General features: G+C 54.9%; 20 protein-coding genes. 9 read left to right on the plus strand and 11 right to left on the minus strand.

Going from position 1 to position 19,799, the window contains the following annotated elements:
* Positions 1-332 precede the first annotated feature (332 nt).
* Complete coding sequence (locus AC2FLB_RS13400) at positions 333-1,208, minus strand: EamA family transporter (protein WP_496703394.1); 876 nt, start codon at positions 1,206-1,208, stop codon at positions 333-335.
* Positions 1,209-1,317: 109 nt separating this feature from the next.
* Between AC2FLB_RS13400 and AC2FLB_RS13405 the strand changes: the two genes are divergently transcribed.
* Entirely contained in the window at positions 1,318-1,752 is a 435-nt protein-coding gene (locus tag AC2FLB_RS13405) for a group II truncated hemoglobin (protein ID WP_496709420.1), read from the plus strand.
* A 433-nt stretch (positions 1,753-2,185) separates the two neighbouring features.
* Here AC2FLB_RS13405 and glnT read toward each other — a convergent pair whose 3' ends face one another.
* From glnT to AC2FLB_RS13435, 6 genes are all read right to left on the minus strand, one after another.
* Positions 2,186-3,514, minus strand: a complete 1,329-nt coding sequence (glnT, locus tag AC2FLB_RS13410) for a type III glutamate--ammonia ligase (protein WP_496678514.1) — start codon at positions 3,512-3,514, stop codon at positions 2,186-2,188.
* Positions 3,515-3,594: 80 nt separating this feature from the next.
* On the minus strand, positions 3,595-4,923 hold the full coding sequence (locus AC2FLB_RS13415; protein WP_496678521.1) for an FMN-binding glutamate synthase family protein: 1,329 nt from the start codon (positions 4,921-4,923) through the stop codon (positions 3,595-3,597).
* Positions 4,924-4,943: 20 nt separating this feature from the next.
* Positions 4,944-5,627: a GltB/FmdC/FwdC-like GXGXG domain-containing protein gene (locus AC2FLB_RS13420; protein WP_142638476.1), complete on the minus strand. Its 684-nt coding sequence runs from the start codon at positions 5,625-5,627 to the stop codon at positions 4,944-4,946.
* A 1-nt stretch (position 5,628) separates the two neighbouring features.
* The gene (locus AC2FLB_RS13425; protein ID WP_142638478.1) at positions 5,629-6,558 is read right to left on the minus strand and encodes a class II glutamine amidotransferase; all 930 of its coding nucleotides are present in this window, start codon (positions 6,556-6,558) and stop codon (positions 5,629-5,631) included.
* Positions 6,559-6,706: 148 nt separating this feature from the next.
* Positions 6,707-6,922, minus strand: coding sequence for a hypothetical protein (locus AC2FLB_RS13430; RefSeq protein ID WP_142638480.1), 216 nt, complete (start codon positions 6,920-6,922; stop codon positions 6,707-6,709).
* A gap of 11 nt (positions 6,923-6,933) precedes the next feature.
* A complete protein-coding gene (locus AC2FLB_RS13435) occupies positions 6,934-8,307 on the minus strand; it encodes an ammonium transporter (RefSeq protein ID WP_271951763.1) in 1,374 nt (457 codons plus the stop codon).
* Between the two features lie 339 nt (positions 8,308-8,646).
* On the opposite strand from AC2FLB_RS13435, the gene AC2FLB_RS13440 reads away from it, so the two are divergent.
* From AC2FLB_RS13440 to AC2FLB_RS13460, 5 genes are read left to right on the plus strand one after another with little or no spacing between them, the layout of a single operon-like run.
* Positions 8,647-9,792, plus strand: coding sequence for an aminomethyl transferase family protein (locus AC2FLB_RS13440; protein ID WP_496703398.1), 1,146 nt, complete (start codon positions 8,647-8,649; stop codon positions 9,790-9,792).
* A gap of 54 nt (positions 9,793-9,846) precedes the next feature.
* On the plus strand, positions 9,847-10,443 hold the full coding sequence (locus AC2FLB_RS13445; protein WP_496692834.1) for a dimethylamine monooxygenase subunit DmmA family protein: 597 nt from the start codon (positions 9,847-9,849) through the stop codon (positions 10,441-10,443).
* Positions 10,440-11,402: a PDR/VanB family oxidoreductase gene (locus AC2FLB_RS13450; protein WP_496692833.1), complete on the plus strand. Its 963-nt coding sequence runs from the start codon at positions 10,440-10,442 to the stop codon at positions 11,400-11,402. The genes AC2FLB_RS13445 and AC2FLB_RS13450 overlap by 4 nt, the downstream gene beginning before the upstream one ends.
* A 13-nt stretch (positions 11,403-11,415) precedes the next feature.
* The gene (locus AC2FLB_RS13455) at positions 11,416-12,483 is read left to right on the plus strand and encodes a heme-dependent oxidative N-demethylase family protein (RefSeq protein WP_142638490.1); all 1,068 of its coding nucleotides are present in this window, start codon (positions 11,416-11,418) and stop codon (positions 12,481-12,483) included.
* Positions 12,484-12,511: 28 nt separating this feature from the next.
* Complete coding sequence (locus AC2FLB_RS13460; RefSeq protein ID WP_496692832.1) at positions 12,512-13,009, plus strand: GNAT family N-acetyltransferase; 498 nt, start codon at positions 12,512-12,514, stop codon at positions 13,007-13,009.
* On the opposite strand, the gene AC2FLB_RS13465 is transcribed toward AC2FLB_RS13460, so the two are convergent.
* Complete coding sequence (locus AC2FLB_RS13465) at positions 12,987-13,643, minus strand: helix-turn-helix domain-containing protein (protein WP_496692831.1); 657 nt, start codon at positions 13,641-13,643, stop codon at positions 12,987-12,989. The two genes, AC2FLB_RS13460 and AC2FLB_RS13465, sit on opposite strands and share 23 nt — an antisense overlap.
* Positions 13,644-13,880: 237 nt before the next feature.
* Positions 13,881-14,903: a helix-turn-helix domain-containing protein gene (locus AC2FLB_RS13470; protein ID WP_496709421.1), complete on the minus strand. Its 1,023-nt coding sequence runs from the start codon at positions 14,901-14,903 to the stop codon at positions 13,881-13,883.
* Between the two features lie 137 nt (positions 14,904-15,040).
* Between AC2FLB_RS13470 and AC2FLB_RS13475 the strand changes: the two genes are divergently transcribed.
* Complete coding sequence (locus tag AC2FLB_RS13475; RefSeq protein WP_496709422.1) at positions 15,041-16,063, plus strand: alpha/beta hydrolase family protein; 1,023 nt, start codon at positions 15,041-15,043, stop codon at positions 16,061-16,063.
* Positions 16,064-16,158: 95 nt separating this feature from the next.
* Here the strand turns inward: AC2FLB_RS13475 and AC2FLB_RS13480 are convergent, their stop codons facing one another.
* On the minus strand, positions 16,159-16,575 hold the full coding sequence (locus AC2FLB_RS13480) for a helix-turn-helix domain-containing protein (protein ID WP_142638500.1): 417 nt from the start codon (positions 16,573-16,575) through the stop codon (positions 16,159-16,161).
* A gap of 70 nt (positions 16,576-16,645) precedes the next feature.
* Between AC2FLB_RS13480 and AC2FLB_RS13485 the strand changes: the two genes are divergently transcribed.
* A complete protein-coding gene (locus tag AC2FLB_RS13485; RefSeq protein WP_496709423.1) occupies positions 16,646-17,893 on the plus strand; it encodes an MFS transporter in 1,248 nt (415 codons plus the stop codon).
* Positions 17,893-18,816, plus strand: coding sequence for an alpha/beta fold hydrolase (locus AC2FLB_RS13490; RefSeq protein ID WP_496709424.1), 924 nt, complete (start codon positions 17,893-17,895; stop codon positions 18,814-18,816). The genes AC2FLB_RS13485 and AC2FLB_RS13490 overlap by 1 nt, the downstream gene beginning before the upstream one ends.
* Positions 18,817-19,326: 510 nt before the next feature.
* Here the strand turns inward: AC2FLB_RS13490 and AC2FLB_RS13495 are convergent.
* On the minus strand, positions 19,327-19,791 hold the full coding sequence (locus AC2FLB_RS13495; protein WP_142638504.1) for a hypothetical protein: 465 nt from the start codon (positions 19,789-19,791) through the stop codon (positions 19,327-19,329).
* Between the last annotated feature and the right edge of the window lie 8 nt (positions 19,792-19,799).

Consider the following 19,799-nt stretch of genomic DNA (forward strand, 5'->3'; position numbering starts at 1 on the left):
ACAATCGCATGCCTGCTGGCCAACACCCTGACCGCCGCATGCCGCGCAAACAAACTCCCCGAACCAGAAGGCCTGACGGCTTAAAACGAGGCCGCCGCTGTTCAAACTGCGGCTGTTCTTTTTTCCGTTCTGATTTAGGTAGGTATTGGCGACCTTTTAGGTCGTAACTTGTGCATGGTGATCGTATCCATTGGCGTGTCGCCTCCCAATTCCCTCCGATCCCCCTACTACGAGCGTTGTGTGAATCCGGACCGCCACGCTCAGGCGAGATTGAGTGCCTGCGAAACAGCCCGGCTGCAGCCCATCAGGCACGTCAATTCGCAAGGCCGTCCTCAGAGCGCGAGATAGCCGATTCCGGCAAACGCGACGACACAACCAAGCCACTGGCTTGGTGACATACGCTCTTTCAAGATTGCCCAGGCAAGGACAACGGTCAGTAGTCCAAAAACCGAAGCCGCGACGGATGCATATTGGGCATTGGGCAACCTACCAGCCGCGACCACACTGAGAATTGCGACGGCGTCCAGTAAACCCATTAAGCACAATAGGGGCAGAGCTTTTGTGCCGGGCCAAATCGACTTGCGAGACGCAAAAGCTATCGCTGCCAGAACCAGAATTGCCGTGAGTCGACCGATTAGAGACACGGTGTATTCGTTGCTGATCTCTGCCGCGTATTGCCCCAGGGCAAATGCTGCGGCGAACCCGGTTGCGGCGAGCAAAGACAAGACAATGGTTAGGCCACGGGCAGGGTAGGTTGTCTCGGTTTTGTCTGAGCGGGCTGCGACGATGGATACTCCGAGGCCGATCGCAATTACGGCCAACCAGTGCCATGCACTGACAGTCGAGCCGCGCCAAATTGCGACGGTGACGGACAAGACTGGATAGCTGGCAACTAGCGGCGCAACCAATCGCACGGGCCCTCGATGAAAAGCCTCGTACATGCTGAGCCCGGCCAAGAGGTAAAAAAAACCTGCTGCAATCGCATAAGCCATCGCGTTGCCCGATATGGAGTTGATGTCGCCCCAGGCTGCAACCATCCCGATCTGCAGGATGGCACCAAAGAGCAAAACAAACATAAGCGAGGCGACCACGCTGACGGACTGGCTGATATAGCGGACCGAGAGATCATGAATGCCCCAGCACAACGCAGCTAGCAACCCGAGTGCAAGGGCGCTCATGTAAGGGAAGATTGTTGTAGTGTCGACCATATTGGCATGTGTTCGGTCCCAGATATCAACAGCGCCAAGATGTCACTGTTGATAAACTAATATTCCTGTTATGCAATAAATTAGGCAATGGAGGCCCGGAGAATCCACTATGTCCTCGGCTTTGGATCAACTTGGAGGCGAAGAGAGCCTGCGCGCGCTTGTCGAACAATTTTATGATCGAATGGAGGCCGATCCGGCTGTGTATTCCTTGCACCGGCTGCATTTTCGGGGTCACGGATTGAACCATACAAGACAAGCGCAGTTCGAGTTCCTCAGCGGTTTTTTGGGCGGGCGAGCTTATTACCGGGAACGATTTGGCCACATGGATTTACGGGAAATACATGCCCATGTGCCTATTCGCGAGGCCGATGCAGAGCTTTGGCTGGAAACCTTTGATGCCGCTTTGGAAGATTGTAAACTGCGTGGCCCGACGGTGGAAAAGATGCGAACCTCCCTGCGACGTGCGGCATTGATGCTTGTTAACGACGTTCCCGACTGGCGCATCGAGGTGGATAGGGAAAAAGAACAAGAAGTCCCAGAATAGGCTATTTGCAGGGTCTCGAAATCAGTCGTCAAACAACCGACCGTTCAGATTAGATGAAGCTGGTCTAAAGTGTTGAACGTCATAAAGATTTGCTCGATCGCGATATCGTCGATTAGGTGTCATCTTTTGCACAGCACCCTTAGCCCATGCCCTGATTGACTGCTTTTCGGCCGCAAGCCAGGGATGGTTCCGATTTCCCAGACAACCAAGGGGCTGCCCAAAGCAGCTGTGCAATGCGGGGATTGGGTTCCCGCCTTAAAGGCGCACAATTTCAACGGAATCCCCGTTTGACGATATGTGTGCAAAAGACGCGCCTCGATCTTCGCCCGGCGCGTGTTGACTGAAAAGAACATCCCGGCGTGATCGTTGTTGGTGAATGAACAACAAGGCCGCGGCACAGGCCGCAACCTCGATGTCTTCCAGTTTTACCGGATCAGATATCCAGCGTGTTTTCCTTTTCCCAGCGCGAGAAATGCGACACGAAGGAATTCCACTCCTGATGCTTCATCTTCAGGAAAGCAGACGAGAATTCGGCGCCCATCATGCCCTTCAGGTCTTTGTCTTTGTCGTATTCGCGCAGTGCATCAAGCATGTTCAACGGCAGCTTTGGTGCTCCGCGCACTTTATGGCCTTCGGCATACATATCGATATCCCAGCGCTTGCCAGGGTCTGCTTTGGATCGGATACCTGACAGTCCAGCCGCAATGATCACGGCCTGAAGCAGGTAGGGGTTGGTTGCTCCGTCCGGCAGACGCAATTCAAACCGCCCGGGGCCGGGCACACGCACCATGTGAGTCCGGTTGTTCCCCGTCCATGTCACGGTGTTGGGAGCCCATGTTGCACCCGACATCGTCCGCGGCGCGTTGATGCGTTTGTAGCTGTTCACTGTGGGGTTGGTGATCGCGGCCAGTGCTGACGCGTGCTTCATGATGCCACCGAGGAAGTGCTTGCCACGCTCTCCCAGACCAACCTCACCGGTCGGGCCGTCGCCCTCGCCTGCAAACACGTTGGTCTTGGCCGCATCGCCTGGCGCATCCCAGACCGAGATATGCGCATGACAGCCATTACCGGTCAGGCCTTCCACCGGTTTCGGCATGAATGTCGCACGCAGCCCATGTTTTTCAGCAACCGATTTGGTCATGAACTTGAAGAAAGAGTGTTTGTCAGCAGTGCGCAGAACGTCGTCAAATTCCCAATTCATCTCGAACTGGCCGTTGGCGTCCTCGTGGTCGTTCTGATAAGGTCCCCAGCCCAGTTCCAGCATGTAGTCACAGATTTCGCGCACGACATCATACCGGCGCATCACGGCCTGTTGGTCATAGCAAGGCTTTTCAGCTGTATCGAAAGGATCGCTAATCTGTTCTCCGTCCGGCGTCATCAGGAAGAACTCGGCTTCGATACCGGTTTTGACATGCATGCCTTCGTTTGCAGCTTCGTCGATCAGGCGGCGCAATACGTTACGAGGGGCTTGCGCGACATCGCTGCCTTCCATAACGCAGTTGCCAGCAACCCAAGCCACTTCGGGCTTCCAGGGCAGCTGAATGACCGATGAAGGGTCTGGAACTGCCAGCATGTCAGGATGAGCCGGTGTCATATCCAGCCAGGTGGCGAACCCGGCAAAGCCCGCACCATCTTGCTGCATGTCGGCAATCGCCTGCGCCGGCACAAGCTTGGCCCGTTGTCCACCGAACAGGTCGGTGAACGAGATCATGAAGTATTTGACGCCTTTTTCTTTTGCGAAAGCTGCGAGATCTGTCGTCACGATTGCTTTCCTTTCCCTGTTGAATTCTAGTTTTTCAAAGCAAAAACGCGGCCCCCATCAGGGAGCCGCGCAGCATCGGTTCAGAACCCTTCCTTGCCCGGGTACCAACTGGTGCCCGCCAAGGGGACTCGCGCCATGGCGGCCGCCTCCATTGTCAGGGCACACAGGTCTTCAGGTTCCAGATTGTGCAGGTGATTGTGGCCACATGCACGCGCGATGGTTTGGGCCTCAAGCGCCATCACCTTCAAATAGTTGCGCAGCCTGCGACCCGCAGCAACCGGGTCAAGACGCGAAGCCAGGTCGGGGTCTTGCGTGGTGATCCCTGCCGGGTCCTGACCTTCGTGCCAATCGTCATAAGCGCCAGTGGTTGTGCCCAGCTTCTGGTATTCGGATTCCCATTTGGGATCGTTGTCCCCAAGGGCCACCAGAGCAGCCGTGCCAATGGCAACTGCATCTGCACCCAGTGCCAATGCCTTGGCCACATCGGCCCCGGTGCGAATGCCGCCCGAGATGACCAACTGAACCTCACGATGTACGCCCAGATCCTGCAATGCCTGAACGGCAGGGCGGATGCATGACAGTGTTGGCAACCCGACATGCTCAATGAATACGTCCTGCGTCGCAGCGGTGCCGCCCTGCATGCCATCCATGACGACAACGTCCGCCCCGGCTTTCACTGCCAATGCAGTGTCGTAGTAGGGGCGCGTGGCGCCAACTTTCACATAGATAGGCACTTGCCAATCAGTGATTTCCCGAAGTTCGAGGATCTTGATCTCAAGGTCGTCCGGCCCTGTCCAGTCTGGATGGCGGCAAGCGGACCGTTGGTCAATGCCTTTGGGCAGGGTCCGCATCTCGGCCACACGGTCACTGATCTTTTGACCCAACAACATACCGCCCCCGCCGGGTTTGGCGCCTTGGCCAACCACAATCTCAATCGCATCAGCCTTACGCAGATCGTTGGGATTCATGCCATAGCGTGAGGGCAGGTATTGATACACCAGCTTGGTTGAGTGGCCACGTTCCTCGGGCGTCATGCCACCATCACCGGTGGTGGTTGACGTGCCCGCTGCGGATGCGCCGCGGCCCAAAGCTTCTTTCGCTGGCCCGGACAGAGCCCCAAAGCTCATACCCGCAATGGTGATCGGAATGTCCAGTTCGATCGGTTTCTTGGCAAAGCGTGTGCCCAGCGTAACTGAGGTATCACAGCGTTCCCGATAGCCTTCCAACGGATAGCGCGACACCGACGCACCCAGAAAGAGTAGATCGTCGAAATGAGGAACTTTCCGTTTGGCGCCACCGCCACGAATGTCATAGATACCTGTCGCAGCGGCGCGACGGATCTCAGCATTGATCGGATTGGTAAATGTCGCCGACTGAATCGGCAGGGTGCGGGGGATCTGATCGTCCATATCTTTCATACCCTTCTTCCTCAGTAAGCTGCGGAATTGTCGATGTCGAAATTGTAAAGCTGACGAGCCGAACCATAGCGTTTGAACTCTTCCGGCTTGGCGTCGCTGCCAGCGCGGTCCAGCAGATCCCTCAGAATATCCAGATGCTCAGGGCGCATTTCTTTCTCGATGCAATCAGCACCGAGGCTTTTGACCGAACCACGCACGAACAGCCGTGCCTCGTAGAGTGAATCCCCCAGCGCATCGCCCGCATCTCCGCAGACGACCAGATTTCCTGCCTGTGCCATGAAGGCGGACATGTGGCCGATATTGCCATGCACCACGATGTCGATACCTTTCATCGAAATACCGCAGCGCGAGCTTGCGTTGCCCTTGATGACCAGCAACCCACCATGGCCTGTGGCCCCGGCATACTGGCTGGCGTCGCCATCGACGATGACCTGGCCGGACATCATATTCTCAGCCACACCCGGACCAACTGAGCCTTGAACCTTGATGGTCGCCTGTTGGTTCATGCCGGCACAATAGTACCCGGTAGACCCCTTGACCGTCACTTCGATCGGCGCGTCCAGTCCGACAGCAATCGCATGGCTGCCTTTTGGATTTACAATTTCCCAGCTGGTTTGGTTGGTCTCGGCGTTTTGCGCCTGCAGGGACGAGTTCAATCCACGCAGTCCGTCTGCCTCTAAATCATAGGTCTGCATTTCAGGCGGCCTTTTCGTGGGTTGTGGGACTGTCGTTGTGCGACCAGAAATATACGGTGGCCGGTTCAGGTTCCCAAACTCGGGCGTCTTCGATTCCTGGCAGGTTCACCAAGGCGCGGTATTCGCTGCCAAAGGCAACATATTGATCCGTTTCTGCCATCACTGCAGGCTTGCAAGCGATTGGGTCACGTACGACGCCAAACCCGTCTTTGGTCCCTACTACAAAGGTGAAAAACCCGTCCAGATCATCAATGCTGGATTCCAGAGCTTCACCTAAAGTGGCGCCATTCATCATTTTCCAGGTCAGGTATGCGGCACCAACTTCGGTGTCGTTCTCTGTCTGGATGGTAACGCCTTCGCGGCGCAACTTGCGGCGCAACGAGTTGTGGTTGGACAGCGACCCGTTGTGAACCAGACATTGATCGGACCCCGTGTTGAACGGATGTGCGCCCATTGTTGTCACGGCGGATTCCGTCGCCATGCGTGTGTGTCCAATGCCATGAGTGCCGCTCATGCCGCTGAGGCTGAAGCGGTCTGCAACATCCTTGGGCAGGCCAACTTCCTTGTAGATTTCGAGGCTTTCGCCACGACTCATGATACGAACCGTCGGCCGGATTTCAGCCAGCGCGGCGCGCGCGGCTTCGAACTGACGGGCGGGAATTTCCAAGACGGCATGTGTATCATTGTCTGCCTGACCAACCGTCACGCCAAGACTTTTGCCTAGCTCATCAGCCAAGTCGACAAAGTCCGTTTCGGGGTTGGGGGACTGAACTGTAATCTTGGTTTTGCCATCGGACTCAGAGCCGTAGATTGCAATACCGGCACTATCGGGGCCACGATCTGTCATCGTGATCAGCATGTCTGTCAGCATATTGCCCAGTTGGGGCGCAAGAGACTGGTCTTTGAGGAATAATCCAACAATTCCGCACATGGCTGGCAGATCTCCTTATGTGTTTCATTATGATTCGACGGTACCAACAAATCAGTGGGACATCAATAATCATAGGAAAGTTTTTTTCCTAAGAGGCAATGGGCGCGACCTGTGTTTTTCGCGCCCATTGCAAGCATTCAAGGCTGGATCAATATCGCTCCAACTGTGCTTTCACCTTTTCTTCGTCACCGGTGTGGCGCGCCTTTTCCAGGTGCTCAGCTTCGCGGACGAATTGGATGCGATGCCAGCCAACCCAGAAGACGACACCAATGATGACCATTAGAACTTCGTAACCTTGGAAGGGATAGACCGGCCCGACTTCGGCCAGATCCACGGCCCAGTTTGTATAACCATTCGTAGACATATCTTACTCCCTCATTTCGCTGCTACGCCACGGGCGGCCAGTTCTTCTTTATCGGCTTCGATAATGGCAGCTTTGGCGTCCTCATAGGCATGGTGTTCAGCGTAATCGAGACCCTGAAGTTCAACTTCTTCCGGGATGCGCAGTACGCCGGCAGCGGATTGCATTTTCGCCAGAGCCCAGCCTGGCAGGAACCCAAGGACAAAGAACATGATGACGGCACCCGTGATCTGACCGATTGGGTTGATGGTTGCATAACCTTCATATGGTGACGAAGGCACGCCCCACAGGACAAAGCCCGCGATGACCAGCCCGACGACACCTGCATAGCCATGCACGGCTACAGCACCGACAGCATCATCCAGCTTGAACCGACGCTCTACCCAGTAGTGCAGATTATAGACGATCACGACGCCGATTGCGGCAATGATCATCGCTTGGATCGGGTGATACAAATCGTTTCCAGCAGACGCGGTGATGATACCGGCCAGACCGCCCGAGAAGGTCCAGAAGGCATCTCCCTTCGAGACGACATAGGCTGCCATCAACCCACCCGACAGCGACATCAGGAAGTTAAAGGTAATCGCCGACAGCGTGGTCGGGGCCAGATAGATGTTGGTTGCAGTCCAGGTGGCGCCAACGATCTGACCGTCGATAACCTCGGGCGAGATTACAGGCACGTTGCATGCCGCATAGAAACCCCAGAACCCGGTATAGATCAGGAAAATACCGATGGTCAGCAACCATGGATTATGCGGAGGAATATCCCGCGGCGTTCCATCCTTGGCAAACTTGCCAAGTCGCGGACCCAGCACCATGATCACACCAAGTGCGTAACCACCTGCGATTGCATGGATAACGCCTGATGCATAAGCATCGTGATACCCCAAGATGCGCACCATCCAGCCACCATAGTGCCAGCCCCAAGCAGCGTCGATGATCCACCAGACGGACCCGATCATGACTGCATGGACCCACAAAGCCGATGACCTGATCCGTTCGATCACTGAACCAGAAACAATCGAGGCAGCTGTCCACGAGAACAGAAGGAACGCGGCCCAGAAGACCCCTGTGATTCTGTCGTCCAAATTGGTTGCCATTGTGTTCGCCCACGGTAGATTTGCGGCACCTGCTTCGGTGTCGAGACCGCCCCAGAACGGAAAGTTCGGGAACGCCCAGTAGATCCACCATCCAAAGAAGAAGAACGTGACCGTCACCAGCGGGATGATCATGATGTTTTTCATCAATGTGTGCATATGGTTACGGGCCCGGCTGGCGCCGACTTCGTACATGCAAAAGCCCACATGGATGAGGAACATGAAGACGACCGTTACCCAGTAATAAAACTCGGTAAAGACCGTCGTAAGTGCATTTAGATTGCCATCCACTTCGTAGTCTCCCTGTTGTTGCAGCAGGAGGTCTTTCTGCGAAGCATTTCCTGCTGGGAATAATTGTATACTAAGGGGACAATCTCATTGGCGACCTGTCAATAGATATGTGGGGCAAACATCTTTAAGGTCTGTGCTTGAGGTATGTCCTCTCACGTCCAAAAACGCACTAAGCCACAGATAAAGAAAAGAAATATCAATACTCCCGGATGTTTTTAGGGTGCAAAAATTGCAGGCAAATATTCCCAACAGGAAAAAATTCTGCACACAAGTGTTGATTTTCAACCCAACATCGGCCTCAATATGGGCAACAAAAACGATCAACGGGAGAACCGAACCATGGCCATTCTTTGGAGGACGTCGGCCCTTGCGCAGCGCCACGCCGAGATCGGCGGCGAGCTTGAAGACTGGAACGGGATGGGGACTGCTTGGTTCTATGACCAAAGCCCTGAACGCGCCAAAGCTGACTACGAAGCAATTCGGACCAAAGCTGGTCTTATGGATGTTTCCGGTTTGAAAAAGGTTCACGTGGTTGGTGAGGATGCCGCCTATGTCATTGATCGTGTCACCACGCGGAACGTCGAAAAGATCATGCCGGGGCGGTCGACCTATGCCTCGATCCTGAATGCCGAAGGCAAGTTTGTTGATGATTGCATCATCTATCGCCTGTCGGTGAACACGTGGCTGGTGGTGCATGGCACAGGCACCGGAATGGAGCAGCTGACATCCGTGGCGGCGGGTAAGAATTGTTCGGTCATCTTTGATGATGACATGCATGACATGTCGCTGCAGGGTCCGGTGGCTGTAGACTTCCTGGCTAAGCACATCCCCGGAATTCGCGATCTGGCCTATTTCGGCATCATGCAGACCAAGCTATATGGCTGCCCGGTGATGATTTCGCGGACCGGCTATACCGGTGAGCGCGGGTATGAGATCTTCTGTCAGGCCAAGCACGCCGTTCACTTGTGGGACAGCATTCTGGTTGATGGCAAGGATATGGGCATCGTCCCGGTCCAGTTTTCGACGCTCGACCTGTTGCGCACCGAAAGCTACCTGCTGTTTTACCCCGGCGACAATTCCGAAACCTATCCGTTCGATGGCGATACCTGTGGTGATACACTGTGGGAACTGGGCCTGGATTTCACTGTCTCACCTGGAAAAACCGGCTTTATCGGCGCCGAGAACCACTATGCATCGCAAGGCAAAGAGCGGTTTAAGATCTATGGCGTCAAACTGAACGGCACGACGCCGGCGGATGAAGGCGCGGATCTGCTGCAAAACGGCGAGAAAGTCGGCGTTGTCACCTTCGGCATGTATTCTGATATCAATGGTCACAATGTGGGTATCGCGCGGATGCCGGTCGCATGTGCATCACCCGGCACCAAGCTGACGGTGCGCAACGGCGATGGGACAGAAATAACGGCAACTGCGGAAGAGATGCCGTTCTACGATCAGGACAAATCGATCAGAACCGCAAAGGGCTGAATTTCAGGGGGCGCGACGGACACACCGTGGCGCCCTTTTCCTATTGAGGGCACAATGTCAAAGTTCGAATTTCCCAAGTCAATCGCAAGCCGCCCGGTCTGGGGCGCGCTAGAGGTTCGCCAGGGCGAACATCATCTCATGATAGCCGAGGCCGAAGGGGCCGAAGCCATTCTCGATATCGCAACACCTGACCTGATGGCCAAAACCCATCTGATCTATATCCCGAAAGGCACGGATTTCGCAGAAAAGCTAAGGGCATTGAACCCTGCTCAGTTCTATGAAGGCCCGTCTTTCGAGGCGTCTCTGACGCGCATTCGCCGGGTTCTGGAGGACGCGCATATGGGATTGCAGGTCTACCTGACCGGCACCGAAGGCATGATGGGGCAGGCCATGAATGAAGTGATGGCTGTGGGTCTGCCACACACGGCGATTCAGACCGAACATCGCGGATCGGTCGCCCGTCGGATGCAATGCGTGCATTGCAAGGGCATCACCGAAGACGTCGAGATTGACCCGTTTGTCTGTTCACATTGCGGCCTAAACCTGTTTGTGCGCGATCACTACTCACGCCGTCTTGCCGCCTATCAGGGCGTCCGTATCGACGCCGAGGATCATGGTAATGTGCCCGAGTCGAAGGGGATTTACGAATGAGCGGTGCTGAGAAAATTCAGGTCAAGGTGACCGAGATCACTCCGCTGAACGAATTGGTGACGCGGTTCAGGTTCGAACGTATCGACGGCGCGCCATTACCAACCTTTTCGGGCGGGGCACATACTGTGGTCGAAATGCAGGATGGTGCCATTACACGGCTTAACCCCTATTCGTTGATGTCGGATCCGTTTGATCAGTCATCTTATACAATTTCGGTTCGACGCGATGATGAGGGCAGGGGGGGGTCGCTGTTCATGCACCGCCAGGTCAAGCTGGGCGACGAGATGACCATCAGCTATCCGGTCAACTTGTTTTCACTGGACTTGCGCGCCCGCAAGCATCTGTTTCTGGCCGGTGGCATCGGGATCACCCCGTTTCTGGCGCAGATCAAACAGTTGGAATTGCTGCACGGGCATTGGGAGTTGCATTACGCGTGCCGAAACACTGCCTTGGCATCTTATGCTGAGCAACTGACAGACAGGCATCCGAACGAAACCCATCTGTACTATGACGATCAGAGCCAGGCGATCGATCTGAAAAATCTGCTCAGCGGGCAACCCTTGGGAACGCATGTGTATGTGTGTGGTCCAAAGGGCATGATCGACTGGGTCCGAAACACGGCTGCCGCCGAAGGCTGGCCCGAAGATTGCGTGCACTACGAAGAGTTCCTGGCGCCTCAGCCCGGCAAACCGTTCGAGGTGCGCTTGGCGGCATCGGATAAGGTCATTCATGTGGGTGAAAACGAAAGCCTGTTGGAGGCCATCGAACGTGAAGGCGTGGACGCACCGTATCTGTGCCGCGGTGGGGCCTGCGGTCAGTGCGAAACCGTTGTGCTCGACCATGAAGGTAATTTCGTTCACCGCGATCACTGGCTGACCGGCGAAGAAAAGTCCGCGGGCAAGAAAATCATGCCCTGTGTATCGCGCTTCGAGGGCAAGTCCCTCGTGCTGGACCGTTGAGAGGAGGCCCAACATGACCATTCAATTCAACGACGAATCCTTCCGCGATGACTATACGTTTCACAACTCGGACTGGGCGATCAAACGCTTTCCGTTTCCGTTTCACGAAGACAGCTATATGTATTCGGTCAACATGGAACAGCATCGCGGCGGGCCCAAAGGATCGGTCTACGAGATGCGATTCGACGTCGACGAACACTATGTGTCCGAGATGAAAGACCGCGCCATGGTATTGGATCAGGATCCGCTGCGCTGCCAGTCACTGCCGCATATGACTTTGGCCGGTTGGGACTTGCTGGAGCTGATCATGGTCAGCAAATCCGAAGACTATCCCGATCTGTTCGAACTGCATCGCAATGGCAACCAGTGGCGCTGGGTCAACAAACCGATGGGCATTGATCACAGCTTTACCTTCATGGACGAAACCACGCTTCCGTACGGACCGATGGAATACATCACCCGTCAGGCACAGGGTGATTTCGCCGTGCTGGATCAGCGTGATGAGATGCTGTGGATGGACGCGGGAATGGTGACGACCCAAGCGGATTGGAGTCTGGATTTTGACATCGGAATGAACTTTTTCGAATGGCACGCGCCGGTTCCCAAAGCCCATGAAATGGGCATTTTCCAACGCGCCCTGAAATTCCTGCTGAACATTCAACAGGGTGCCCCGGCACGGCGTCTGAATTGGACTATGACAGTGAATCCGCTGCTGGATACCAGCCCGGAGAACTATCACAAATGGGGTATCCAGAAGACGACGCTGACACCTGAAAACATAGCGCACAAACAGTATCTGCGGGTCGAGTTGCAAACCTTTTTCCGCCTGCCGCGATCCAACGCCCTGGTATTCCCGATCCGCTGCTACCTGTGTAGTTTTCAGGACCTGATGACCGTTCCCAAATGGGGCCGCCGTCTGCATCGGGTCATCCGGGACCTGCCGGTCGAGCTGGCAACCTATAAAGGGTTCATCGATAACCGCCCCATGATGTTGGACTATCTCAGCCAGTTTGACGACGGGTTGCCCACGTCTCCGGGGATCTGGCCGGATTTGGAAACGGAACCACCTTTGTCTAAGTAAGCGAGACTTGCGAAATTTCTCAACTCATATGATTGATCCGGGCGAAGCGCCTTGGCTCATCTCGAGTAACGATTTTGCATTGTATGACGTGCTTGCGCTGCTTCGCGGGTCATTTCAGTACATGGATGCCCGGATCGACCCTCCGTCTTCTATCCATAGTCTGAACGTGGAAGGAATGCAGGTGCATTGTCAGGGTGGCGGCGAAATCTGGGCTGTTGGGCGACCACTTTTCGCGTGTATGTTTCTGACGCCCAAGCCCGACAGTTTGTACCTTGGAAAGCTTGCGGTGAAGGATGGATTGCGGGGTCAGGGTATCGGCCGCAGGTTGGTGGATCATGCTGCACGCCGTGCAGTAGAGCTTGGCTTACCTGCGCTGGAACTGGAAACACGCGTGGAACTTACTGAAAACCATCGCGTATTTTCGAGGCTGGGGTTCACGATCGTAAGCACGGGCAGTCGCGAAGGTTATGACAGACCCACAGATTTCTTATTGCGCAAACCGATCAGTTTGTCTGCGGATAGCTGATCACTGATATATACCGCGCCGGCAGGCTGACAAGCCGTTCGGGCCCATGCGGAGCATCTGCATCAAAGAACAGGGTATCGCCGGGTTTTAGCGGGTAAATCTGGTCCCCGTGGCGGTAATCCACCTCACCGTCCAGCATGTAAATCGTCTCGATCCCGCCATGTTGGAAAGTTGGGAACACATCTGATTCAGCGGTCAGGGTAATCAGATACGGTTCGACGATCACGCCGGATCCGTTGGCACCAATATGTCCCAACAGGTTATACTGATGGTTCGCACGTGTTCCTTCACGCTCCAGTTCGACGCCTTCTCCTGCTTTTGTATGAACCGCCTCGCGGCGTTCTTCAAACTGTCGAAAAAAGCTTGTCAAAGGAACCGAAAGCGCATCCGCCAGCGATTGCAGAGTCGTCAAGGACGGTGACGTATTTCCGTTTTCGATCTTGGACAGCATGCCAATCGAGAGGCCGGTCAACTGGGCCAGCTCTGCGACCGTTATGTTCTGCTGTTTGCGAAAGGCACGAACCTCGCGGCCGATGGCAACTTCAAGAACTTTCTCTCTGTCACCCGAACGAACGGAATGTGGGTCCTGCGTCAGGTTTGTTGCCATTTCTTTGTCGCGTTTTTTCAATTTCATTCTTTCAACGTCTTGCTACACGTGTCCAAACCGGTTCTGCAAGCAGGCGCGGCGCAATACCCAATTCAATTCGGATTACCATAGCATCAGTTTTTCCTGATAGTAATATAATCATGCTGGCAGAAAACAGAATAGAGATCGGATTCTCACTGTTTGACGGCTTTCACGGCTCTGACGCCGATGTCCTAAATCAAGGTTCGGCAGCTGTGGCAAGGATGCTTGGTACACCAGAACGTCTTAGGTTTTGACCCTTTCATCGGGCACTTCCACAAGAGACCTCAACCAGCGACGCGGATTGACGCCGATCACCCTTAAGAACTCGCGGTTGAAGTTCGACTTGGTGTTAAACCCGCTGGCCAGCATCGCCTCGGTCACCGATTTTCCAGTCTTCATTACGGCGCAAGCGTGAGATATCCGATGCCTATTGATGTAGCGAGACACATTCTCGCTTTTGCCTTTGTTGATTGCGCTTGAAAGCTGCTTTTCTGGAACCTGCAACTTTCGGGCCAACCGGGCCAGTGTGAGATCGGGATCGAGATATGGCTTATGTGTTTCCATATAAGCGTCGAGCTTTTCGACAATAGCGGTGTCACGGGTTTTATCTTGCTTGGAATACGCATCGCGCGTGTCAGAACCAATGCTCTGGCTTTCGATTGCATGCGATAGGCTGAGCGCCCCTAATATGAGCAATGTGATTGCGGAAAACAGGCTTGGCAGCCAGAGCAAGACCTCGGTGTCTCCTGATGCAAGGCGGGCTGCAATGAATATGTCGCTGCCTGCTGAGGCGATCAAAGCGATTGCCAGAACACGCCAAACCCAAACAATCATGCGCCCGTTTTCTAAGCGGCTATGGGGCAAACTATCTTCGCCGCGCAAGAGCATAAACGCGATGGCGATACCGTATGCCGCAAAGAGAAAGGGGATCAACACGTCCAGCGCTTCGGGTTGGGTTGCCAGAAAACTTATCGCAAGGGTCGGACCTACCGCATGCAAATACAAGTCCTGTCTGCGCAGATAACCCACCGAGGCCTGACGAAAGGACAGCCACGCGGATGCGGCAATTACAGTCGCAAGAATGGGCTGAACGACCCTGAGACCCGTAAAGCCATAATATTGCACAAGTGCGATAACCGCACTTTGTGCTGCGCAGCATCCGATGAGGACCAAAAGCGTGGGATGGGTTTTGCGGGTCAGAAAGCGATGTAAAAGAAAGCCCGAAAGCAGCAGGGCAGTAATCATTGGTATCGGTAGAACTGGCATCAGGGGGGTCCGTTTTCGTCTGTCATAGGACCTAAATCCTGATCTGCGCGACCTTAAACCGGATTCAGGTCGTATGAAATCCCGACAGCGTCTGAATGTAGGCCGACACTGATGCCACCCTACAAAAAAGGCGCGCCATGAAACTTCCTCTTCTTACCCTCGTCATGACCTTTTCGGCGGGCACGGAAATTGCTGCACAAGATGTCGGCCTCGTCGAATTGACGATTGCCGCACCTCATCATGATCAGGACATGCAAATGGCTGTCATGTTCCCTGCGGCAGGTCAGCGCCAGACTATGTTTGCAGAAAATGCAGTGTTCTATGGAACAGCAGTAGTTGAAAACGCCAAGCCGGTGCCAGGGCAATATCCGGTTGTTCTTCTCTCACACGGATGGGGCGGCAATTATGCACGAATGGTGTGGCTTAGTGCGGGGTTGGTCTCGCAAGGTGCAATCGTAGTGGCAGTAAACCATCCAGGCAGCACGACCTTAGATTTGGATTTCGATACCGCATTTAAACATTGGATCCGCGCCCAGGATATGTCCACCGCGTTGGATCACGCGCTGCAAGACCCGGTTTTCGCCCCCCTCATCGACACTTCACGGATCTACGCCACGGGTTTCTCTTATGGTGGCTGGACAGCCCTTTCGCTTGCGGGCGTCCAGGGCAATCGTGACGGATTTTTCGATTATTGCGAGGCCGCAGGGGCAGGGTCACAATTTTGCGCAAAGTTGACGGCAGAGGGCGTCGATGTAACCGCAATCGACCAGGAAAAATATGAGGCATCTTACAAGGATCCACGGGTCAGTGCCGTCGCAGCCATTGATCCGGGACTAACTTGGGATCTTGCGCATAAGGATGTGCGGGACGTGACAGCCTCGCTTTTTCTGATTGGATTGGGTGACGGGGCCGACAGGCTGAATGCAACAGACACGAGCGCCCTGGGAAGCAATTTTGAGGCGCTGGTTCCTCAGGCCGCGGTGATGACGATCGCGCCCGCAACGCATTTCACCGCGCTTGGATTATGTAAGCCCGCCGGTGAAGCGATTTTGATCGAAGAGCAGGACGATCCTGTTTGCACTGATCCCGTGGGAACGGACCGCGCCCAAGTTCTTGACATGATAATTGACAGTTTGGCCGCTCACTTCGATCTGAATTAGTGTATTTCGGACACTTACATATCGGCATTGCATCCAATGGTGCGGGCCGACCATACCCCTCAGCGGTATACCAAAAATTCGTAGTTGGCTTGCCGCTACCTGCCACTGGCTTTCTTCGTGCCCCGGTGATGGGCGAGATCGATGAGCCGCCTGAATGTTGGGCATTCCAAATGCGATGGCGCCGGGCAATCCGCCACATGTCGCAGGGTATCGCGCAGCGCCGTCAGCTCGCGGATTTGCCGATCCAGCGCATCCGCACGAATGTGAAACTCTTGCCGGGGGATATTCGGAGTTCCATCAAGGCCGAACATCCCCGAGATTTCCTCAAGTGAAAACCCCGCAGATTTGCCCATCGTGATCAGGGCTAGTTGCAATAAGACATCCGGCGTGAACTGCCGACGCAGCCCGTGCCGCGCAACAGACGAGATCAGGCCAAGCTCATCATAGTAACGCAGCGTTGAAGTTGGGGTGCCGGTCTTTTTCGACACCTCGCCTATATCCAAAAGTTTCATGCTTGACCTCAAGTCGACTTGAATTCGTAACGTCGCCTTCTGTAGCGATTCCGACAAGAGGAAAATAGTGGTGCACATCAAATCAAATGCATTGAAGACAACGAGACCCGGCGCTTTGTTGTGTTTCTCCCTGTCCATGCTGCTGGCCTCATTGGGCACCAGCATTGCCAATATCGCCTTGCCTGCAATCGCCCAGGACCTGAAGGCGCCGGTACATCAAGTGCAATGGGTGGTGATCGCATATCTCGCGACACTGACGCTGTTCTCTGTGCTGGCTGGACGACTTGGGGACCGCTTTGGACGACAGCAGATGCTGATCTTCGGGCTTATACTTTTCGCGCTGGCCTCTGCGTTTTGCGGCTTGGCGCCCAATCTCAAGGTGTTGAGTGCCGCGCGGTCTCTTCAGGGAATTGGTGCTGCATTCCTCATGGTGCTGACCGTCGCACTCGTTCGCGATATTTTTGAAACAGAGCGTGTCGGGCAAGCCATGGGCCTGTTGGGCACGATGTCGGCGGTCGGAACTGCACTGGGACCTTCGTTGGGTGGGGTGCTGATTGGAAAACTCGGGTGGCAAGGAGTGTTCTTTGTCCTGGTGCCGATGAGCCTGACTACGGCCGTTTTGGCCGTTCGGCTTTTGCCCGCAAGTGTTGCCTCTGGGATAACACCTCTGGTCGGACTAACTGCACTGCGAAAGAGCGGCGCAATCCCCGGCCTTGCGGCAAATTTTCTGGTGGCAAATGTGATGTTGACCACTTTGCTGATAGGCCCCTTCTTTCTGGGGCAGTCTCTTGGGCTGAGCGCGGCGAAAGTGGGGCTTGTCATGTCGGTCGGACCAATCATATCGATCTTCCTCGGCGTCCCATCGGGTCGGCTTGTGGATGCATGGGGGGCGGCGCGTGTTCTGTCGCTTGGGCTCATTGCTCTGACCACCGGGACCTTTGCGCTTGCGGTCCTGCCAGTCGCATTCGGTGTCATTGGTTACATTGGCGCAATCAGCATCCTGACACCGGGATACCAGTTGTTTCAGGCGGCCAACAACACCATGATCATGGTAGGGGTTCGGGCAGATCAGCGGGGGACAGTTTCAGGGCTGCTTGGCTTGTCGCGCAATTTGGGCCTTATTTTCGGCGCCTCTGTCATGGGGACGGTCTTTTCCTTTGGGATCGGCGCCCGCACCGTCGAGGCAGCATCTGCTGAAGCGATTGCCAACGGGATGCAGCTCACCTTTGTAATCTGCGGGGTATTGGCCATCGCGGCGTATTGGCTTTCGCGTCGAACTTCGTTGAAGAGCATCACCAGTAAGACAGTCGCGAGATAATGATAAAGGAGGTCGCAGCCCTACCGATGAACACTTTTAAACCTGTCCCAATAGACGGCTTGAATGTACAGATTTGGGGGTATGGCGATACGCCCGCGCTCATTTTCCATGGGGGGCCAGGGTCGGGTCTCAACCCGCAGCACACAGCCTATTTCGACGCCGACCGTCATCGGGTGGTTCTTTTTGACCAACGCGGAACGGGGTTGTCGGGCAGAGCTGGTCGGGTCACAGCAAACACGACCCAGCACACCCTACGCGATGCCGAGGCCATCCGGATGGCCCTGGGATATGAAGATTGGATTGTGTTGGGTGGTTCATGGGGTGGCGCACTGGCATTGGCCTACGCATCCGCTCATCCTGATCGGGTACGCGCATTGATCGTGCGCAGCACGCATATCTGCCGTCCTTCAATGGACCAGTGGATGTTGCGCGATAGGGCAAAGCGTTTCGAAGCCGGGCAGCGTGCGCGCGGCCTGTTTCTCGATCCTCTCGACGCGACTGAACAGCTCCATCCTGCCATAGCATGGTTTGCCCGTATGGAAGACAATGACGCGCAAGCACGTGAGGCAGCCCGCCGTGTGATGGCCCTTGAAGATGCGTTTCATGGACCGCAACCCGGCACTGTGCGGCTTCCGGCAGCCGTCACCCAAAGCGACATAAATCGCACCCGCGTGTACCTTTGGTACTGGCTTAATAATTTCTTCCTACCTGCTACGGGCCCCGGAGATCCAAATACAATCGCCGTACTCCCACATCGTTTGATCCATGGAGAGGATGACCTAATATGCCCGATTGAACCTGCCCGTGCCTTTGCCCAAGCTGGAAAGCTTCAATTTGAGGAGATTGAGAGACTGGGTCACAACGGTTTGGCGCCGCAGATGATCGCTGCTGTGCGCCAAGCCGTCGAAGACTTGAGCGGTTGAGTATCGAGCAGAAGCGCGTTCTCAAATCGGACAATCGCGGCAATTCCGAGTGCGCGGAATTTGGGTTCAGGGCATCGTCATTTTTTTGGTTGTGTGAGTTGGCTGAGCAAAGCGCGATGCCTGACCGCCTTCGATTCCGTATGCGAGAGACGGGGGACAATTCTGGCTGGTCATTTCGCTTCGCGCGTCGATGTTGCTCAACAGTTTATATCGTTTGCCCGGTAATCTTTTAGTCGATTTTTGTGCCAAGGCGACCCATCTCACCCGATTTAAAAAGCTGTTTGTTCTTGCTCGGCATTCACGTTGGCTGTGGCACCTAACAGCCCAATGGCAGGAATAGTTAAGCTATCTATGAGGCGCATGTTTAACCTCGCCCGGTGCCAGCTTCGTATGAGGCAGATGATTACAAATCGAAATATTTTTCGAAGCTATTTTTCTGCATATGTGCAATCGAAATAGAAAACTCCGACCACGGGCAATACTGCATCGTACCATCGAGGCAGGATCACTTTAGTCAGCCACAACTTCAAAGGTGACAACGATGGCGGTGTTTTCGCTGCCTTTGGTGTATACGCGCCCCTGATATTGGCCGGGTTCTGCCAGATCATGAATGGTGAGGCTTACGGCAACGTCGACGGCCTGTCCCGGGGGAATACGGACTGCGGAAGGTTGGATGCTCATCTTGTCGGTTGGCAACACGTTGCCGTCGCGGCTGATCATGTCGCCCGGTTCGAACTGCAAGTCGACAACGTCTGCTCCGGCAGGTGCAGCAAAGGACAACAGAATGGTTCCTGTCTCACCGGGCCTGCAGGGCTTGCGGCAGTGAAAGGGTCCGTCCAGCTGTTGTGTGGTGCTATTTTCCGCATTCAGAATGCCCCGTGCGATCTGAGATATCGGAAGTGTATCCTGCTCCGGAACGGCCTTGGTGGCCGTGCGGAGAGCGCTGACAAATGGTTTTCGCTCGAAATAAGGCATAGCTTAAT

It is taken from the genome of Ruegeria sp. CDSA236, assembly GCF_059611285.1.